This window comes from Paenibacillus sp. V4I7, from assembly GCF_030817275.1.
Lineage (GTDB): Bacteria > Bacillota > Bacilli > Paenibacillales > NBRC-103111 > Paenibacillus_E.
Map to the genome: position 1 here is coordinate 5,099,317 of NZ_JAUSZD010000002.1, position 19,641 is coordinate 5,118,957.

Here is a 19,641-nt window from a genome sequence, read left to right on the forward strand (position 1 = left end):
TCCAGCTTCTACGATGCTGTGCCCGTAACGCTCGTGCCGTTCTTCGTAATCGTGTACTCGATGATGGCGCCGCTCCAGAAGTGGAACTTCAGAATCACCGTACCATCGTTCACTTCTTTGAAGAAACTTTCTGTAAGTGCGACTTCATTTGTAGCATAAGTAGGTTTGAATGTCCGGGCGAACTCCTTGAACGAAGTCCAGTTATTCGGACCTGCGTTGCCCCCTGTAGTGTAAGTGGCCTCCATCGTGGCAAGACGGTCACCGTTGAAGGCAGTCGGAATCACAAAGCTTGCGGTTGTGCCTTCCACGTTTTGCAGCACCGGCGTGTCATTGTACAATACATGGAAGGTCCAATCGGCGCCTTTGTTAAATTGGGCCTTCAATACAGCAACCTCGCCGAGTTCGGCCGATTCGGTCAGCTTGGCGAGAAAACTTGCTTTGAGGGTCAGGTCTTCGCCGTTCAACTCATAATCTTTGCCTTTGACCAAATGATTGTCCCCGGCCCAAATGCCGGTCAAAATATTGCCATTCAAGTTCACATGGACTACGGTGTCCTGAGCCGGCGCGTCTTTCCTGACAAAGATCAGATCGGATTCGCCAGTGGAAGAGCGGCCTTTCAAGCTGGCCATGATCTGATTGTATAGCTCAGGATCGTTCCACTGAAGCGTTCTGCGGTCAAAACGCCCGCCGTTGTCCCACAGCATAAGGGCAAGTTTGTTCTCTACGCATTTAGAGGTGAAATACTCGATAAACTTCAACATCTCGCCATGCTCGGGCACACCTTCACTTAACGGTGTTTTGAAAGGTGTAGCATCCCAGCCGAGCAGTCCGAATTCGCCAATGACAACAGGAATTCCTTTCGATACGAACGAAGTCGTTACATTATTAATCATTGTATCGATATCCTTAATCGTTAATTCTTCAAGCTTCGGGAAGCCCGCAATGTTTACACTGAACGGCCAGAAGCCGTAAAAATGAACGGTAGCGATCAAATTCGGATCGTTCAGCTTGGCAATCGTGCTTGCAAGCGAATCCACATGCTCTTGCGAGTTATTCGTAAATAACGTCGGCAGCACTAGCGGACGAACGTCATTTTTGCCTCCCGACGCTCTTACAATATGGACGAAGGATGTGTTGAACTCATCAAGAAACGTGTGCTGCGTAGCCACATCAACGTTTTCAAATAACGGTTCGTTGATGCTCTCGAACATCAGTTTATCGGAATGATTCTTGAATCGGTCGGCGACTTGCGTCCAAATCGCATTATATTGGGCCAATACGGCGTCATGATTCGCCGGCGCCTTGCTGATCCACATCCAAGAGTCGTGGTGAATGTTGATCATGACATACAGTCCCTCTTGCAGCGACCAGTCGACGACTTGCTGAACCCGGTCCATCCAGGCCGGATCGATCGTATAATCCGGTGCGCCGCCCATCCGCCCGTTCCATGTAATCGGAATACGGATACTTTTGAAGCCCTGCTTCTTAATTTCCTTAATGAATTCTTTGGTTACGCGCGGGTTGCCCCAAGCCGTCTCATCATTTTTTGTTGGATCAGTCGTATTAAATGCATCAAATGTATTGCCCAGGTTCCATCCGGGCTGCATTGCGCTGACATAAGACTGCATTTGGGTTTCTTTCGGGGAAGCAGCGGCCGAGCCGACGGGTGAAAACAACGCCAGCAACAGGGCAACGATCATTGCGACTGACAGATAAGATCTATTTGTGCGCATAGAAATTCTCCTTTTGTTTCATTTATTTAGATTGATTCTGTAGATGTTTTGCTTGCCGCGTATTTACTGATGCATACCTGAATATCCTCCTCTGCTTGGAATAATGGGCACTGCTGTCTTTCAAGGAAATCAATTCCCAGAGACACTTGTGACTGCGCTTCGATGTTGTGTTTTTCATGCAACTCCTCATTGAACGCTTTATGTAAGCGGTGACATTTTTATTTTAACTATATGGCAGTTATAATAATACTTCATAAAATCATCTAAAAATCATGTAGAAATTCAATATTTTGGATGATTTCCTGTAAAATATCGCTTCACAATGGAATACGCCCGCTTCGGCCTGCGGTATCGGTCGACGATTCCTTTGCTGTTCTGTGTTCCGGCGCGGGTCAACAACCATCCCGACCCTTCCGTTACCCTGCAGTCGCAAAATTGCCAGATTAGCATGCCGGACAAGAATGGGACGGACATATAAGCCGCCAAAATGCTCTCAATGATACCGGCCTGGCGTTCCTCCGTTCCTTTTACCCGGCTCGGGTCACGATATCCGTAATCGCGCCGGCATGAGATAAGGGACCGCACTCCTTATGGCGGCCCCTCTCAATCGGATCGGTTCAACAAGCCGACGTTACTTAATGCTGCTGTCGGCTTTCAGCTTGACTTTGTCAGCTTTTACTCATTCCAAAGCTTCACGCGGTCTTTCACCAGCTTGGTGAATTCCTGATTCAGCTTGTTAACGCCGGCTTTTTCCAAGTCCTTCATGAAGCTGTCCCATACGGCGTCGAATTGGTCCGGCTTCGCCAGTATCGCTTCCGGAACGCGCTTCTTCATAATGTCTTCGCACTTCTGAAAGAGGACGTTCGCTTCGGAGCCGCTTTCCATGTTGATGTTCCATGCTGCGCCCCACGGTCTAACCGGGAATTCTTTCTCGGACGGCCACAGATCCTTGAAGTTCTTGATTTTGTAAGCAGCCAATGTCTCTTTGTCCGCTTGGGTGTATTCCTTCTCGATTTGTTCCGGGAAGACAGTGGTGTAATAGTTGCCCGTCGGGTCCTTCACACCGTCACCATAGCTCGGTCCCATTCGGTACATTTCAATACCGGTAGTTTGCTTAAATTTTTTGTTATCATTGATCTTCATCTTCAAAATGTCGTCCAGGATGACGCGCTTGCCGTTCTCCACCTTGTAATGCTTGCCTTCAATCCCCCAGTTGACCAACACTTGCCCTTCATCAGACGCCAGAAAATCCAGGAACTTGATGATGCGAACCGGGTCTTTGGCGCTCGTCGTGATCGAGATGCCGGTACCAGCCAAGTATCCGGTATCTTGGAAATCATGTCTCTTGTAAGTTTCATTCAAGGTAACCGGAAAGTGGGCGTAGGTTTGATCGAACTTGCCCTCTTTCTTCAGCAATGCTTCTTCATTGGCGTAGTCCCAATCCGCATCGATGAGTCCCAGAACGCGGCCGCTGGCAACCTTCGCCTTGTACTGGTCATACTTCTGCACGAAGCTCTCCGGGTCGAGCAAGCCGATGTCGTTCATATGGTTTAGCCATCGGAAGTATTCCTTCTCCTCCGGACGCAAGTAGTGGAATTTCGCCTCATAGGTTTTCGGATCAATGTAAAACTCGCCTTCATCCGGCGCGCCTGTCGTGGCAACGGCGGGGTTGGTCGTAGTAATCAAAATTTGCCATTCCCCTGCGTTCAGGGACAAGGGGATGATCGGCTTGCCATCGGCTGTGGTCGGGTGCTTGTCTTTGTAGGCTTTGAGCGCGTTCTCGAAATCCTTCACCGTCTTGATTGCCGGATAGCCAAGCTCCTTCAACACGGCATGCTGCAGCTCGAAGCCGCCGCCTGCCTTGAAGTATTGGTTGTTTACCCCAGCTGTCGGCAGGACATAAATGCCACGGTCGTCATTGCTCCAGCGCAGACGCTTCATATAATCGCCATATAGCTTCTTGATGTTCGGTGCATACTTGTCAATGAGCGGCGCCAAATCGAGCAAAGCGCCGGCGTCCTTCAGCTTGCCCGCACTGCCCTTGGCCGCAACCATATCCGGATAGTCGTTGCTTGCCACCATCAGCGAAAACATGTCATCATTGCCGCCTACCGGGAATTGTGCCTTGATGGAGATGCCGGTTTTTTGCGTAATGAGTTTGCCGACTTCACTCTGCATGTCGTCCCAAAGCGGGTTGTTGTCGCCCGCAGCGAAACGGACTGTCAAGGGGGTAAGAGCTTCCTTGGACGATTCGGATACCGATGGTTTTGACGATGCCGCAGGACTGCTTGCGCCGTCGGAATTCGGCTTGCTGCAGCCGGTTGCCGCCAACAAGGCGACGATCATCAGAACGTTAGCCACTTTCGTTGTGTTGACTTTCATGAAATACTGCCTCCCCTTTTTTTAGATGATGAATGAGGTAATGATTGTATTGGACAGGTTCCCTGAGCCTACCGATGTCAGTTAACTCTTGACCGCTCCCAGCGTTATGCCTTTCACGAAGTACTTTTGCAGGAAAGGATACACCAAAAGGATCGGAGCGGTGACGACCATGGTGATGGCCATCTGGATCGATTCCGGCGAAACCATCGCCAAGGACTGCTGCTTGTTGTTCGGGTCGTAGATATTGCCGCCGTTGTCCGTCGTGAGCAGAACCTTGCGGAGCTCGTATTGCAAGGTCGTATACTCCGGCTTTTGACCGTTGTACAGATAAGTGTCAAACCAGGAGTTCCAATGGTTGACAGCGATGAACAGCGCGATGGTAGCCAGCACTGGCTGGCACAAGGGGAGAATGACTCTCCAGAAGATGGTCCAGTCGTTCGCGCCGTCCATCTTCGAGGATTCCAGCAAGGCATAAGGCAGACCGTTAATATAGGAGCGCACGATGAGCACGTTCCATACGCTCAAGATGCCAGGGATAATATAAACCCAGAATGTGCCTAACAGGTGCAAGTCGCGAATCAGCATATAGCCGGGAATCAAGCCGCCGGAGATGTACAGGGTCATCACGAAGATGGTGGTGAACAACCGCCTCGCCTGAAACTCCGTCTTGCTCAGGACGTAAGCGACCATGGAGGCGGACAAGACGCCGACCACCGTACCCAAGACAGTTCGGATGATCGAGTTGCGAAATCCGGTCAGCAAGCCCTCATATTGAAAGATCGTCTCGTAATTCCGTGTAGTGAAAACCCGCGGCCATACGTGGATGCCGCCTTTGACGGTATCCGCGGAGTCGTTGAAGGAAATGGCCAACACGTTGATGAACGGATATAAGGTTGCAATCCCGATCAGGATCATGATGGCATACAGGAAAATGTCGAATAAGCGGTCGGCTGGTTTTTTCTGCACAAGCCCTTGCACTGTGATTCCTCCTAAATGATCGTTTCTTTGGTGATTTTTTTATAGATGGCATTGGCCGTAAACACCAGGAAAATACTGACAACGGAATTGAATATCCCGATTGCGGTGCCGTAGGAATAACGGGACATCTGGATACCGTATTTCAAAGCGTAAATATCAAGCACCTCGGAGTAATCATTGACCAGCGGATTCCCAAGCAAGAACTGCTTCTCGAAGCCGATGCTAATCAGGTTGCCGATGGACAGAATCAGCAGTACCATGAAGGTGGGGCGGATTCCCGGCAGCGTAATATTCCACATCCGGCGGAACCTTCCCGCGCCGTCCACAGTAGCCGCTTCGTACAACTCCGGATCAATCCCGGCCATGGCCGCAAGATAGATGATGGAGTTCCAGCCGGTTTCCTTCCACATATCCGCTGATGTGACGATTCCCCAGAACCAGGTGGGCTTCGCCATGAACTGGATCGGATGGTCCGTAATGTGAAGCATCATCAGCAGTTGGTTCACCGCACCGCCGTCGGTGGAGAGCATCTTGCTGACCAAACCGGCGACAACCACCCATGAAACAAAGTGGGGCAAATACGAAACCGTCTGAATGGTCCGCTTGAACAACTGTCCGCGCAATTCGTTGATCAGCAGTGCAAAGATAATAGGAACGGTAAATCCGACAATAAGCCCCATAATGCTCATTGCAAGCGTATTCCGCAAAACCAGATAGAACCGTTCGTCCGCGAACAATTCGTGGAAGTTGCTGAGCCCCACCCACTTCTGTTGCCAAATATTCTTGCCAGGCTTATAGTTCTGGAATGCCATCAACCAGCCCCATAATGGAACGTAGTTGAATATAAACAACCAGATGATGAAAGGCACGGACATGAAGTATAAATATTTCTGCTCCAGCATGGTGCGAATGAAGCTCTTCCTTCGTTTCTCCGCCGGATGAAAAATGGCAGCAGTTGTTAGCGGTTCCATCCCGGTTCCTCCTCCTTCTCTCTCTTGATCTTAGTTTAACGCACAAGGCCTGACGTCAAAACCCGAGAAATTCGCCAATAAATCATGTTAAAATAAGCGTTTTCAATAGATTCAAAAAAAGAAGGAGGCCCATGGCCCTCCTCCCGGAACATCTATGGCTTTTCGTGCGAAAACATCTTGAAGGGAGCGCCTTTGAACGAAGATGGGGACGCTATATTATATCAAAAATCGACATGCAAGAATATGGCAGCACGGTATCACACCGAAGTGGTTTTGGTTGGCTTCATCTTATAGTGGGACGGCGATTCGCCTAGATACTTTTTGAATTTCAAATGAAAATAATCGGCGTTGGCATACCCGACACGCGTCGCTACCTGGTGCACCTTGAGCCCGCTGGCCAGCAAATGCCTGGCGTTCCGGATTCGGACTTTGTCCAAATAGTTGTTAAAGGTGTCGCCCGTGAAGCTTTTGAACATTTTCCCCAAGTACCCGCTATTGTAATTGAATAGCTCAGCGAGTGTCTCAAGCTTTAAGTTCTCGGCGTAATGACGCTCCACGAAGTCGAGAATTTGCTTAACGGCAGACTCGCAGCTGAACGTGCTTATGCGCTCCGTCAGTCCGAGCAACCTGTCCTCAAGCATCTGACGCAACGACCGAAGATCAGGCTGCTCATAGATTTCCGCGACTACCGAAAGGGCAGCCTGTACGGCGGTGAAGGCGGTATCACTTGTGTTCGACAGCTTGGTCAGCGCGAGCGATATCCATTGCGAGACGGCGATTTTCATTGCTTGCTCCGCGCCGTCGTACGCGGCGATCGACTGCCCCCCTTCATCCAGAATGCGCCGAACGGCGTCCTTGCTGCCGATATCTAGCGCATAAAATAGCTTATCCGCCAAACCGTTTATATCGGGTCCGGTTGGCTCGCCGTCTCTTGCTCCGTTCGCGGCAAGGTTGAGCGGCGGACGCTTAAGGATGACCGTCCGTTCTCCGCGGAACAGGAACTCTTCCTTCAGCAGCCGGACAGCCTGCGAATAGGATAGACCGATGTCGGCGAGCTGATGCACCGGGTCTCCCGCCGCTGCGGAGAAGCCGCCGTTCAGTCCCAGAAGCGATTCCTCCAAATCCAGATACATCGAATTGGCCTGCAGCTTATTCGGCGCCCTCTCATTCAGCAGAACGCCGACAAAGGGCTCTGCGGCGAATACGATGCCAGTACCCGACGACTCAAAACGCTCTGCCAGCTTTCTTCTGACTTCCGCCCGACCGTTTGCATGACTGCCAAGAGGCGGATGCAGCTTCAGGAGCATTACCCGATACGAACGCCAATCGAGAATCGGCTCCTTCGGCGGTTCCATCGCCGTACGGTGACCCTCCTCATCATACATTAGCAGCGATACGATCTGATCCTCGAGCTGCTGCGCCGACGTCTGTTCCTTTTTTTGCAGCGATCCGGAGGCCTCCCTCAGCACTCCACCGATCCTGTCAAGCTCTGCGTCGAATTCATCCGTATCTACTGGCTTGAGCAAATAGGCGTTCACTCCCCATGAAATCGCGCGCTTGGCGTACGAGAAATCGGCATGGCCGCTTAAAATGATAAATTGGCATTCCTTATCGGACTTGCGAATTTCTTCGATAACCTGCAGCCCGTCCATCCCAGGCATGCGGACATCCATGACCATAAGGTCGGGCTTCAGCTCCTGGTGCCGGAGCAGCGCCTCCCGGCCGTTGCCCGCTTCCCCGATTACCTCAAAGCCGTGCCGTCGCCAATTCACAATCGCCTTCAAGCCTTGGCGTATCGCTTTTTCATCGTCTACGAGAATAACTTTATACATGCGAATCTCCTCCAATCGGTATCATGAAACGAATTTCCGTCCCTTCATTTTCCCGGCTGACGATGCGGAGTCCATATTGCTCTCCATAGGTAAGGACAAGCCGCTGATGCACGTTGCGCAGGCCAATGCGATGGTTCTTCCCGTCTTCGGGGTCGTTCAGCGAGCACATCAGCGCATCCAGCCTCGCTTCCGGAATTCCGACGCCATCGTCAGCAACAGTCACATACAGGGCGTCATCCTGAAGCTCCGTCCGAATCCGTACTAAGCCCGCCTCTTCTTTATTCTCAATCCCGTGAATCACGGCGTTCTCCACCAGGGGCTGCACGACGAGCGGCAGAATCCGGAATTCGCTTGATGCCGGGTCGAGCTCAAGCTCGTAGAAAAGATGGTCATCGTAACGGAATCGTTGAATGGCCAAGTAACATCGGACCATATCCAGCTCCTCGCCGAGTGTAATCGTACCGCCTTCGATCTCGAGGCTCTTGCGCATCAGTTTCCCAAGCACCCTGACGATGTCGGCAATATCCGCACTCCCCCGCAAATGAATCTTCATCCGCAGCGACTCAAGGGCGTTGAACAAGAAATGGGGATTGATCTGACTGGCCATCATTTTCAGTTTGATTTCTTTCTGCTTGAGCTCCAGCTGCGCTTTTTGCCGGTTCGATTCGGTCACTTCCTCCATCAACTCGCGGATATTGCCGACCATATAATTGAATTGCCGCGACAGCTGGCCGATTTCGTCGTCACCATCAATCACTGAGCTGGCATGCAAATCGCCTAAAGCCACCTTATTGATTTGCTTGCTCAAGCGAAGGATGCGCTTCGACAACAGGGAGGAAAAAATATAGATGAACACCAAGGCGATTAACAGGCTCATGATGATAATGAAGAGTCCGAACATGCTGATCCGGTTCGCTCCCTTAACGATGCTTTGCACCGAAAACACGGATATGATTTTCAAGCCGTTACTGCTCACGTCCGGAATGAGGGACTCTATAATGAGCTTCGACGTTTCTCCGTTGTAATCGATTTGGTACGTGCCGCTCGGTTTATCCAGCATTTCCTGGGTGATATGAAAGTCGCGAATATGCTTACCTACGAGGTCCGTGTTTTTGGCCGCATCGATATATCCGTTCCCGTCGATGACCATCGTATCGAACTGCTCCTGCCTCAGAATTCCGTTCAGCTCCGTTTGGCTGATATTGATGACGAGCACGCCGGTCGTTCGGTAATTCGGATAATAGACGCGACGCACCAGACTCAGGTAAGCACTATCGCCCTTCGTTTCGTCTCCGATGTAATACCAGCCGATTTTATCCGAGTTCTTGATCGCCGCCTTGTACCATTCCGCATTCACAATCGACGGCTCTGGCTGTAAATAATCCCAGTTATTCAGCAGCGTCGGATTATCCACGTACAACCGGATGTTGGCGATTTCTTTATACAGCCGCTCGTATTGCTCGAACTCCTGATATTCTCTATAGGCTTCTACAACAGAATACTTCGATTGGTAACGCTTATTGACCAGAGCTTCCAATCGCGGGTCCGTCGCCAACTTGTTAGAAATCTCGATCGACTGCTTCAATATTTCGTCGATGCGCGTCTTCACCTTCTCCACGTCGTTCGATGTTTGCTGGACCGCATCGTTAAGTGCCGTCTGGCGGAGCGATTGGGTCAGCAAAGCGCCCACGATCCCGACCGGAATAAAAACGACAAGGATGAATGAAATGATCAACTTCTTTTTCATGTGAATGTTGTTTGTTTTGTCTAACCATTTCATAAGCACCTCGCCCCTTTTTTTGATAGCGTTTTCAATTATGTGAAATATATTAGTTTCATGCTTCTGCTATGGGGCTGTATAATTATAAGAAAACTTTCGAGAGCATCCTACCCGGCGGACTCATGGAAATTTCATGTCAAAATTAGATATTTTTATCCTAACACAATAAAATCGACGTTGCATTATGATCCGCCTGCTTGCAATAAAAAAATACCTTTGGTTGGATGACAAATAAGTTTTAAAGTGCAAGAAACCAGTAAATTCAAGGGTTTGCTGGTTTCTTTGTGAAAATGTAAAGAACTATAAAGATTTGAAGTGGTTTGAACGATCAAAAAGGCTGAAATACAAAATGCGGATCGTAGAACCCGACCCGGCTCGACGGGATCAAGGCCGATCTACACGATTGACGCTGGCCTGAACCGCCGTCTGCCGGATATGCATTTCCGCATGGCCAGCAGAGACCCGGAACTGCATCCGGTTCCTTTGAGTATAAAGACGGCTTAATTTGCGCTACATGGTTAACCCACTGCCACTCCGGAAGCCCCAAAACAAAGCTGCCGCACATGGAATCCACATGCAGCAGCCTTCCTTCTATTCCTTGCAAATGAAGCGCCGAGCTGCAGTCGTCCCTCGAAGCGGCGATGGTCGTCATCCGCCCTTGAAGGATTCCACGCCCGCCTACAAGTTCTGCTTAGGGGAACGGCCCAGCCCCAGATCTAGACCTCCCTGTATATGTTCAGTTAAAATGAATGGAGTGTCAACCTGACAACATATTGCTTTTCATGCTCTTCACATTTCCCAAAAGATAACCGGATAAAATTATATGCACCGTTGTTCCATACATTGAAATCATGAACTCCATTCTTTAGAAGGACCTGGTAATAATCACCTACAAAATCTCCCGCAGTGTCCGTGAGCCCCTCAACCGATTTGGCATAGCTGCCATTTGCTACTCCGTCTGAATCGCCGCAGGTGGTATATAGCAAATGAAGATTATGGATGCATGATGTGAGACTGACTCCAAGAGTTTTGCCATCACTCGACGTAGGAGCGTTTGAAAAAGCTCCGACATAAGCGAACAAATCTATCATGCCTGGCGCGAGCACTGTCTTATCCAACCCGTTGTTCCAGGGGCTCTCTGTGCCAGAGATTCGCGTCGAATCATGTCGGTAACCGCCGAGGATCAGATTCAAGGCTTGCATCCCCCCCATCGAAAGCCCGGCGATCGCTCTGCGCGTGCGGTTATATAAGATTCCCTCATGTGAAGTGACTGTTATATCTGCGTAGGTTTTGTAGTTTGATTCTATAAATGGAATCAGATCGTATCTCAACTCATAATCGAAGTAATAGAATCCCAGCATATTGGTTCCTTCGGAATTGAAGGAGCTATCCGCCCAGTCGTACGCGCTTCTTCCGTTGGGAAATACGACGATCAGCGGATCGATATCGCCGTTTACAATAAGATTGTCAAATATATTGCAAATGATAAATCGTCCGTCAGCCTTACCGTTACTGCTTAACCATTCATATTGATCCCCACCTACTCCATGAAGCAAATACAATACATTATATCTAACAGTAGTGTCGTTTGGATCATAACCCGCAGGCAAGTAAACGTTGCATGTCTTCAATATGGTATTTCCTGCAACGGTTTCTCTTCCTGCTTCACTAGTATCGATGCTCCTATCTGTTACAAGCTGTCGAGACAAATGAATATAGTTGCCTACCTTATAGGAAACCTCCTGAATCGTACCTTGAGACTCTTCATTAACTGACCTAAGATATTCGTCAGGCACTGACGTCACATTTATGCTTCTCATAGATCATTATTGTCCCTTCGGATATATTTTTTCCACGATAAGATTAAGGAATCCCTTAGAATTATAAAAACGGCTTAATTTGCGCCACAAGGTTAACCCCGCTCCCCACTCCGGAAGCCCCAAAACAAGCTGCCGCACATGAAATCCACGTGCGGACAGCCTTCTTTCTATTCCTTGCTGGCGTTATTGCACTTGATGAGCATCCAAAATCCTAATGATGATAACCGACGCTTCTGCGCGGGTACTGAAAGCCTTCGGCTTCAGCGTACCGTCTTGGTAGCCGTTCAGTACACCCTTGGCGGTCAAAGCCACAAGCGGTCCTTGGGCCCAGGCGGAGACGTCGCCGCTGTCCTTATATTCCAGTCCACTGTTGGTAGGTGCCAAATGTGCGGTACGTGCAAGGATTACGGCCATTTGTTCCCGGGTAATGTTGTCATCCGGGCCGAAGGTTCCGTCCTCATAGCCATCCACGATTCCCAGCGTGGATGTGGTTGCAATGGCTCCCTTCGCCCAATGGCTGCCGGTATCGGCAAATCCGGCGCTTCCAGTTGCCGTCAGGTGGAAAGCTCTGACGATCATAGATAAGAACTCGGCTCTTGTTACGGCTGCTTCAGGTCGGAATGAACCGTCTTGGTAGCCGTCGATCACACCGGCCTTCACAAGGGCTTGGATGCCTGCCTCCGCCCAGTGTCCTTTAATATCAGTTAAGGCCGGAACCTCGACAGGTACGGACTTTTCTGCCGCCAATACCGCAAACTTGGTGAAGTGCGTCACACTGCCGGAAACGGTGCCTTTCTCCCGGTCGACCTTAATGTCGTCCAGTTTGACCCACTTGCCGATTTCTTCATTGTACCAGTACAGTGCCACCTCATGCTCATCATCCAACAAGCTAATGTTGAACGGAAGGGTAATAGTGACTGATTTCTGGAACGGTCCTGCCACATCCTTGGTAATCTCGTACACATCTCCGGCCAGCTTCAAATTCGGGTCGGTATTCAGCTTTGAGGGATCGCTCAGCTTTTTGACGACCACGATAATGTCTTTGCCACTTGCTCCGGCCGGCAAATCAATGATCACCCCATTTTGTTCGACCTTACCGCCCTTTTGGTCGTCTACTTTAAAAAATTCGTCCGGTGTGGGGGTCGAGGTAGAACCGTTCTGGGACGGTGCAGGCTTTGGCTCAAACGTCAGAACGCCGAATCTCGAGGTATTCTGATAGGTTTGGCCTGTCGGGTCGTTCCAAGTAAAGACGCTGTCCCGGCTTCCACTGTCCTGAGCATTGTTGACTTGGAAGTCAAATCCGATCATGGTTCCGGCTTTAGGAATGATCGTATCCAGCGCGATAGCCGCTTCTATGACGTAACCTCCGTCAATTAATTTGGTGGCTGATGTATAGTTATTTTGTTTTGCATGGCCGCCGACAGTCTTTACGTTCTTGAAGTTGATCCGGTATTGGCCGTCGTCATCCTGGTAGTTCTCCGTTTTTCCGTTGTTCTGGTCAACGAAAATTTCCACCGAATCCTGCTCCCATGCATTGGCGTTGCCATCGTTCAATACGCTGTCCTTCACAACGGCATAGACATAAAGGTTATGCTCATCCCACATCGAACGGAATTGAGCTTTAGCGACTGCGTTGTTATGTTGCTCTGCCATTACATCGGTCGTATAAACCGGTGCGGTTGCCCATATACTGTCCATTTCGCCGTCGATAGAGGGGGTTGCGTAAAGAGTGCTTGCCGCTTTGGTAGCATCGATATAAGTCAAGACCCCGTAACCAAGGCTGTCGTTGTCCTGGACGTTCCGAGGATCGCTCCAGGAAACGATGACACCGTTGCTGCCATGCTCCGTACCGTCATTAATCCCCATGTCGATCACTCTTACGTCAAACTTTACTTGCTTGCCTAAGTTACCTGCCAACGGGATAGATGCTTGCAGCACATAACCGTCGGTTCCTTCCGTAATTTGAGCATCATTTCGTGCGAATGTATATTGCTTGATTCCATTGTCATCCACGAAGAGATCGATTTTATCCGTTGCGGTTTTGGTAATGTCTTTGACCGCTACCCGGGCATATAGATTATGTTCATCCCACAAGGTTTTCACTTGAGCCTGCAGCGTACCTGACTGTTGGGTCTTGATTGTCGGAATCGTATTCCAAACCGAATCCGAAGCATTTGCGGGTGTGCCTTGAGCCGTAAGTGCTGTTTGTAGAGTTATGGGAAGATGGGAAGGCGTCAGCGTCTTTACTGCCTCAATCATTCCCCAATAAGCATATTTGGCTTGATACTGCACGTCGAACGGAAGAGGAGCATCTTTACGGATGATATTATTGATGTTGTCCAGCCAGGTATGATCGTCTGCAATCCCCCATAACGTAACATTGCTGATCCATCCGTCAGGATTATAAGCCGAAGTGTTATTGGCGGCATTTCTACCCTCATTATCCAGCCGAACCAGCTCTTGGAATAATTGCTTGTAACGGTAGCCTTGTTTCACAAGCATGGACTCATCATAGCTGGTGGAGTTGTCCGTATAAACTGAAACGTCAAGCTCCGTTATCTGATTGTCGAATCCGGCTTCACCGAATTTCTGGATAGATTCGGAAATTTGTTCGATAGAGGGACCGCCGATGCTAATATGCGTTTGATGGCCCACGCCGTCAATCGGAATTTCCTCGTCTCTCAGCTGCGTTGCCAAATTAAACAAGAAATCGCGTTTGACCGGATCTTGCGTCCCATAATCGTTGATATAAAGCTTTGCGTTCGGGAACTCTTGCCGAGCAACTTTGAAGGCTGTACGGATGAAGTCAAGGCCGGTCAGATTATACCACTCGCTCTTCCGCATGCCGTCCGGCTGTCCCGGATCGATGACTTCGTTTACAACGTCAATGTCATTGATCGGTACTTTCATGTCAGTGAAGTGACGCGCAACGGTTTGGATATAAGTCGTGAGACGGTCCAGCACCAGCTGTTTATTCTCCGGTGTTGCTGCAAGCGGCTGGCCCTGGGCGTCCTTAAACATCCATTCCGCAGCCTGTGAATGCCAAGCAAGAGTATGCAACCGGAAATTCATATTGTGATCCTTGGCATACTGTGCAGTCTTGTCTGCTTCCGTCCAGTTCCATTGCCCTTCTGTCGGTTCCAGAGAGCCTGGCTTTGTAGCGTTCTCGGCGACGATAGAGCTGTAGTGATAATCCAGAAGTGTGTGAACATCGGAAGTAAGCTGGTCGCCAGTCACCGCAGCACCGATCTTGAAGTTGTCCGAATAGACGTCCCTCAAATGATCAATATCCGTTTGAATCGGCAGTGGTCCGGCTACTTGGCCCACATTGGACAAATCGAAATCATCCGTATAGAAGGATCTTGCATCGCTATACTGGTCGGCTACTTCCACGTATGCATTCAAAACAGTCGGAGTGCTTGTTAATGTGAACGTGCCGGTCAACTGTACCCATTGATCAGATGTCACCGTCACGTTAGATGAAACATTGGCATAAGAACTGTCACCGCTTTGTACAGAGAGCCGTAATACAGTGGGGGACTGCCCAGAAGCCATTTTGACCCATGCGGACAAATTGTATTTGTTGCCCACAGACATATCCCCCAGGACGTTAAGCAAAGGTCCGTCATATCGCTCTGTTACCATGGTCAGCAAGCTCGTGGAGCCGCCGATGGTGTGATTGTCAATCGACGATATGCCGATATTGCCGGATCCGTTCCTACGTACCCATTCCCCCTGCCCGTCTTCAAAAGTAGATTGGATCCCCGGTTGATCAATCGGCGTGACGTCCGTTAGCGACACTTCATCGATATAGAGATCCTCCGTTGTGGTGGAATTATTCGACTCAACCCATATTTTGAACCCCGTGGTATCGCTCGGGAGCTGGTATCCCTTCAATTCAAAGGTGGTCCATTCTGTGGAATTAACCGATTTATCCCCTACCAGCCAAGGATATTGGTTAGTCAGCGAGGCGGCGGCGACATTAGAAGCGATATGAAAGGTGTCGTTTCCTGCTCCGAGTTTAAGCTTCAGCGATAAATCGTACGTATGGCCAGGTTTCGTCAACGAAGTCAAATCCAAGAACGGGCTGCTGTTACTTGCAGCACGGTCCGTCATCGCCAAGGACTTGGATCCTTCGGAATATGTTGCCGACGTTATGGCAACGCTTCCGTCCCCCATCCAAGGCACCTTTACCCAGCCGCCTGTTTGGCCATCTTCAAAGCTTTGGGACAAAACCACCAGTCCGCTGTTTGCTGCCTTCAAAGGCACTAGCAGCTGGGGGGCGATCATCCCTACAAGCAGCACGATAGCCATCAATAAATTAATTTTCTTTCTCACAAACATCCTCCTCTTTCTTGTAATCGCTTACAATACTATTTCAATTTCATTTTACAACTTAGGTAATTGGCTTCACATACTCAAAATAAAGAATAATCCCCCCTCAATTATGCCCGATTACACGCCAGAATGCCTTTTTAGGCTGAAATTCCCCATCGAACAGAAACGGCCAATTCTTTCGGCCACTCGTGCAAGTTCGGTACCTTGTTATTCATGGATTGGCAAGCCTCCTCATCATATCCTGTTTAAATAGGCCTTCTATGTTATATGATATAGAATCTGAATACACTTACCATTCACAGATTAAAGGTCTCTCCCCCCTATTCTTAAAAAGCATTAAAAATTGGATGCGATGTTTCCAGTCGCACTCATAGCAAATAGACGTGTATCTCTTAGAAAAGAAATACACGTCCTTCGTAGAAGCGGCCCAGACTATAGGATTCACTCTTGTTCTTTTAGGCTTTGCTTAATTGTCTATACACGGCGGGTTTGTCGGACACACGTTTTTCAAACTCTTTGAGGAAATGATGATAGTTAGCGTATCCGATCTGCTCCGCGATCACGCGAATCGTTTCATCCGATTCACACAGCATTCGCTTCGCCTCATGAATGCGCAGGTCGTGAATATACTCAATCATGCCTACGCCGCACCTCTTCATAAACGCTTGGCCTAAGTAAACCGGGTTCATAAAGAACCGTTCTCCGATATCTTTAATCGTTAGCGTTTCCCGATAATGTTCTTGAATATAACGCTCAATAACCCGAAGGGGATGGCCCGATAATTTGTCTTTATGCTGCTTCAACTGGCTCAAATACTGCTGCATATATACCTGCAGGGATTCCTCCACTTCTTTTAAGGAACGATGCTCCCTTCTCAAAAAATCGCGAACACGAGGCAGTGCCTCTGAATCGATGCCCATCTCCCGCATGACGGCAGCGCTCTTCAGAACAATGCGGATGACCAACAAATGGACGACTTCCCGAGCCGTTTTGTTAGCAGACAGCATCACAAACATTTGTTTAATCAGCTCCCCAACCCGTTTCTCCTGAAGCGCCTCGATCGCAATGTGAATGTCGTCTACGATAGAAACCGCATTGAGATCATAGCTAATTTGCCTGTGATGAATCGTTTCGTAATCGAGTGGACCACCTGCTACATGAAAGAAATGATGCACTGACGCCTCTAGAGCACCTGCATACGAATCTGCAATATGACGGAGGGAGTCCACCCGTGGTCCTATCGAAAGACAGCATTCGATACCCCGCTGACGAAGATCTTCATATACATGTTGAGCCCACTCCTTGATATCAGGGACAGACGGCATGACAAGCCCCTCCTGATTCCCAAACAAATCGATAGGATGAGCTTTTTGCGAAAGGAAGTAACGCGCATCCAGTTCCTGTTCTGGGCCACCAAGCCATTCGAAATGGATATACCTCCAGCCCTGATCTCCTAATACCAAAGGATCCAGAATCTCACCTACGTTCTCTTCCGTTGCCGAAATCTCTCCCCGAAGTATCTGAGCAAGCAAAGTAGGTACAAGACGATAAGCAACAAGATCATTTCGTTCCTTTTGCTGTTCTCGGTGCTGCAGCTCCTGAATAACAAGTTGAATGATAGCATCCCATTCCCTATCTAAAGCCGGCTTAAGCAAATAATGCTTAACCCTGTACCTCAGGGCAGATCGAGCGTACTCGAAATCGTTGTAGCCGCTTAAAATAATGAATACCGGATCACTGCCTGCCTTTTGCACCCTTTCAATCAATTCTAATCCGTCAATCATCGGCATCCGAATATCTGTTACCACGAGATCGGGCTTGCAGGCTTCAATGCAGGCCAATGCTTCTTCGCCGTTCTCGCACATACCCACGATTTCAAAGCCAAGCTCTTCCCACTCGACCATAAGCCTTATTCCTTCCAAGGCGAAAGGCTCGTCATCAGCAAAAATAACTTTATACATGTCCACAAGCCTCCTTCTGGTTCTTGATAAGACTCAAAGGGATCTGAATCGTAATGCTTGTCTTTTCGAAGGGGATACTTTCAATATGGAAGAGAGAACGTTCTGCGTAAAATAGATTTAAGCGGCGGTACACATTGCGAAGTCCGATGTTTTTGCCGTTGTCTTCTCCCTTAAATAGACTCTGAACAATCTCATCCAGCTTCGCACTGTTCATACCGATTCCGTTATCTTCAACCTTCATGAGCAAGTTCATTCCTGCTCTCTCTACAGATATTCGAATCCTGCGATTCCCTTTAACCGATTGAAGACCATGCTTGCAAGAGTTCTCTACAAGCGATTGAATACTCATCTTTGGGATCCGATACGCTAGAACAGATTCGTCAACGGACAATTCATAGTGAAACCGATCTTGGAATCGGAATTTCTCGATCTGGAGGTACATTTCGGTAAAGCTTAACTCTTCTTCTACGGTTACCAAGTCCTCTTTCCAGCTTAGCAGCCTTCTTAGAATTTGGGACAAGTTTTGTATGATTTCCGTCACATGCTCATAGCGATATTTCTTACAGACGACGAGAATCGCGTTTAACGTATTGAACAGGAAATGAGGATCTACCTGACTTTGCAAATAATTCAGCTCTGCCTGCACGCGTTCGAGCTCCAAATCTTTTTTTTGAATTTCGAGCTTATACACGTCATTGATTAAATTGCGTATTTTCCCTGTCATCAGATTAAAGCTGCGAAGAAGATTACCGATCTCATCTTTCCCTTCATACATCGTGATGGGTTCAAACCTCTCGTTTTTCACCAATTGCATATGTTTGGAGAGCTTTCTTACCCGATAATTAAAGGAATGCATAATGATATAAATCAATATCGTCGGAATAATCGTACTGATGAGTGTCAGCCATATAAAAAAGTGGATAACCCCTTTCCTCTCCTCCGCGATTCGACTTCCCTCCGGAATCCCGACCAGCCGCCAGTTAAGCACGTAACTGGCGGTACTGAGAGGACTGACGAAGCTATTCCCAGGTAAGCCTGCCAGCTGATTATCGCCAGATACAGGCAGGATCTGCAACAGAGGGTCAACACCTTTAAACGTACCTGCTGATTCCAGAACAAGCTGATTTTCCTCATCCACGAGCTTGATTTGCAAGTAATTGTGTTCTTTATCAAACAGCTCCAGCAGCTTATCCATCCGAATATCGATGCGCAGATATTTGGAGAATTCCATAAGGTCAGGGAAATTGTCCAGCTTCCGACTGATGCTGACATATACTAATTTCTCCTCGGGATTCATGGGATTCGTATCCAAATAAGAGGTCACTGTCACCTTATCTTTCTTATCTCTCTTTTCGTTCATCTTCTGGTACCATTTACTCTGCAGATCACTAGGCTTAAGCATAAAGTAACTTCCACCATTGGATAGCGTTGGGTTAGAGGTATACACGCCAATCCAAGATATGTATGGGTAAATATTCGGATACTGACCCAATCTATCTCGGAGGTAACGATCGTATTCTTCGTAATAGGCGACATTATCAGAGTACGTATATTCAAGCATTTCATTAAAGATACGGTCAGCGGCTACGGCGTTGCCAATCACGACACCTTCGTTCACCATTTGCATGATTTCATTTCCGACCCGATCCAGGGAAATTCGTAAGTTGTCCATCTCTCTACGTTCCGTGTTTTTGCTATCCTGCATGTAAAATAAACCGTTTATACACAAAATGGGAAGCAGCACACACATCAAGTAAATGATCAGAAACTTGAATTTCAGCGGAATATCATTAACTATACGTAACAGCTTCCATCTCCGGCTCATATGCGATCTCCTTGTCAGTTG

The 19,641-nt window shown here is 48.7% G+C and carries 11 protein-coding genes and 1 pseudogene; all 12 read right to left on the reverse strand.

Annotation, left to right across the window (positions count from 1 at the left end; translation table 11 throughout):
• Window positions 1-8 precede the first annotated feature (8 nt).
• Window positions 9-1,733 (reverse strand): cellulase family glycosylhydrolase, encoded by a 1,725-nt coding sequence (locus QFZ80_RS23960; RefSeq protein WP_307561387.1) that lies wholly within the window; start codon window positions 1,731-1,733, stop codon window positions 9-11.
• 282 nt (window positions 1,734-2,015) lie between these two features.
• Window positions 2,016-2,288, reverse strand: a pseudogene (locus QFZ80_RS23965) (beta-glucuronidase); the annotation flags it as partial.
• Between the two features lie 120 nt (window positions 2,289-2,408).
• A complete protein-coding gene (locus tag QFZ80_RS23970) occupies window positions 2,409-4,115 on the reverse strand; it encodes an ABC transporter substrate-binding protein (protein ID WP_307553523.1) in 1,707 nt (568 codons plus the stop codon).
• Window positions 4,116-4,196: 81 nt separating this feature from the next.
• Window positions 4,197-5,030, reverse strand: a complete 834-nt coding sequence (locus QFZ80_RS23975; RefSeq protein WP_307555998.1) for a carbohydrate ABC transporter permease — start codon at window positions 5,028-5,030, stop codon at window positions 4,197-4,199.
• Between the two features lie 74 nt (window positions 5,031-5,104).
• Complete coding sequence (locus QFZ80_RS23980) at window positions 5,105-6,064, reverse strand: ABC transporter permease (RefSeq protein WP_373460150.1); 960 nt, start codon at window positions 6,062-6,064, stop codon at window positions 5,105-5,107.
• A 257-nt stretch (window positions 6,065-6,321) separates the two neighbouring features.
• Entirely contained in the window at window positions 6,322-7,896 is a 1,575-nt protein-coding gene (locus QFZ80_RS23985; protein ID WP_307553522.1) for a response regulator transcription factor, read from the reverse strand.
• Window positions 7,889-9,676, reverse strand: a complete 1,788-nt coding sequence (locus tag QFZ80_RS23990) for a sensor histidine kinase (protein WP_307553521.1) — start codon at window positions 9,674-9,676, stop codon at window positions 7,889-7,891. The genes QFZ80_RS23985 and QFZ80_RS23990 overlap by 8 nt, the downstream gene beginning before the upstream one ends.
• 328 nt (window positions 9,677-10,004) lie before the next feature.
• On the reverse strand, window positions 10,005-10,328 hold the full coding sequence (locus QFZ80_RS23995) for a hypothetical protein (RefSeq protein ID WP_307561389.1): 324 nt from the start codon (window positions 10,326-10,328) through the stop codon (window positions 10,005-10,007).
• A gap of 88 nt (window positions 10,329-10,416) precedes the next feature.
• The gene (locus QFZ80_RS24000; RefSeq protein WP_307561391.1) at window positions 10,417-11,496 is read right to left on the reverse strand and encodes an alpha/beta hydrolase; all 1,080 of its coding nucleotides are present in this window, start codon (window positions 11,494-11,496) and stop codon (window positions 10,417-10,419) included.
• A gap of 183 nt (window positions 11,497-11,679) precedes the next feature.
• Window positions 11,680-15,834, reverse strand: a complete 4,155-nt coding sequence (locus tag QFZ80_RS24005) for an endo-1,4-beta-xylanase (RefSeq protein ID WP_307561393.1) — start codon at window positions 15,832-15,834, stop codon at window positions 11,680-11,682.
• Between the two features lie 455 nt (window positions 15,835-16,289).
• A complete protein-coding gene (locus tag QFZ80_RS24010) occupies window positions 16,290-17,795 on the reverse strand; it encodes a response regulator transcription factor (protein ID WP_307561395.1) in 1,506 nt (501 codons plus the stop codon).
• Window positions 17,788-19,620, reverse strand: coding sequence for a sensor histidine kinase (locus QFZ80_RS24015; RefSeq protein WP_307561397.1), 1,833 nt, complete (start codon window positions 19,618-19,620; stop codon window positions 17,788-17,790). The genes QFZ80_RS24010 and QFZ80_RS24015 overlap by 8 nt, the downstream gene beginning before the upstream one ends.
• Window positions 19,621-19,641 lie beyond the last annotated feature (21 nt).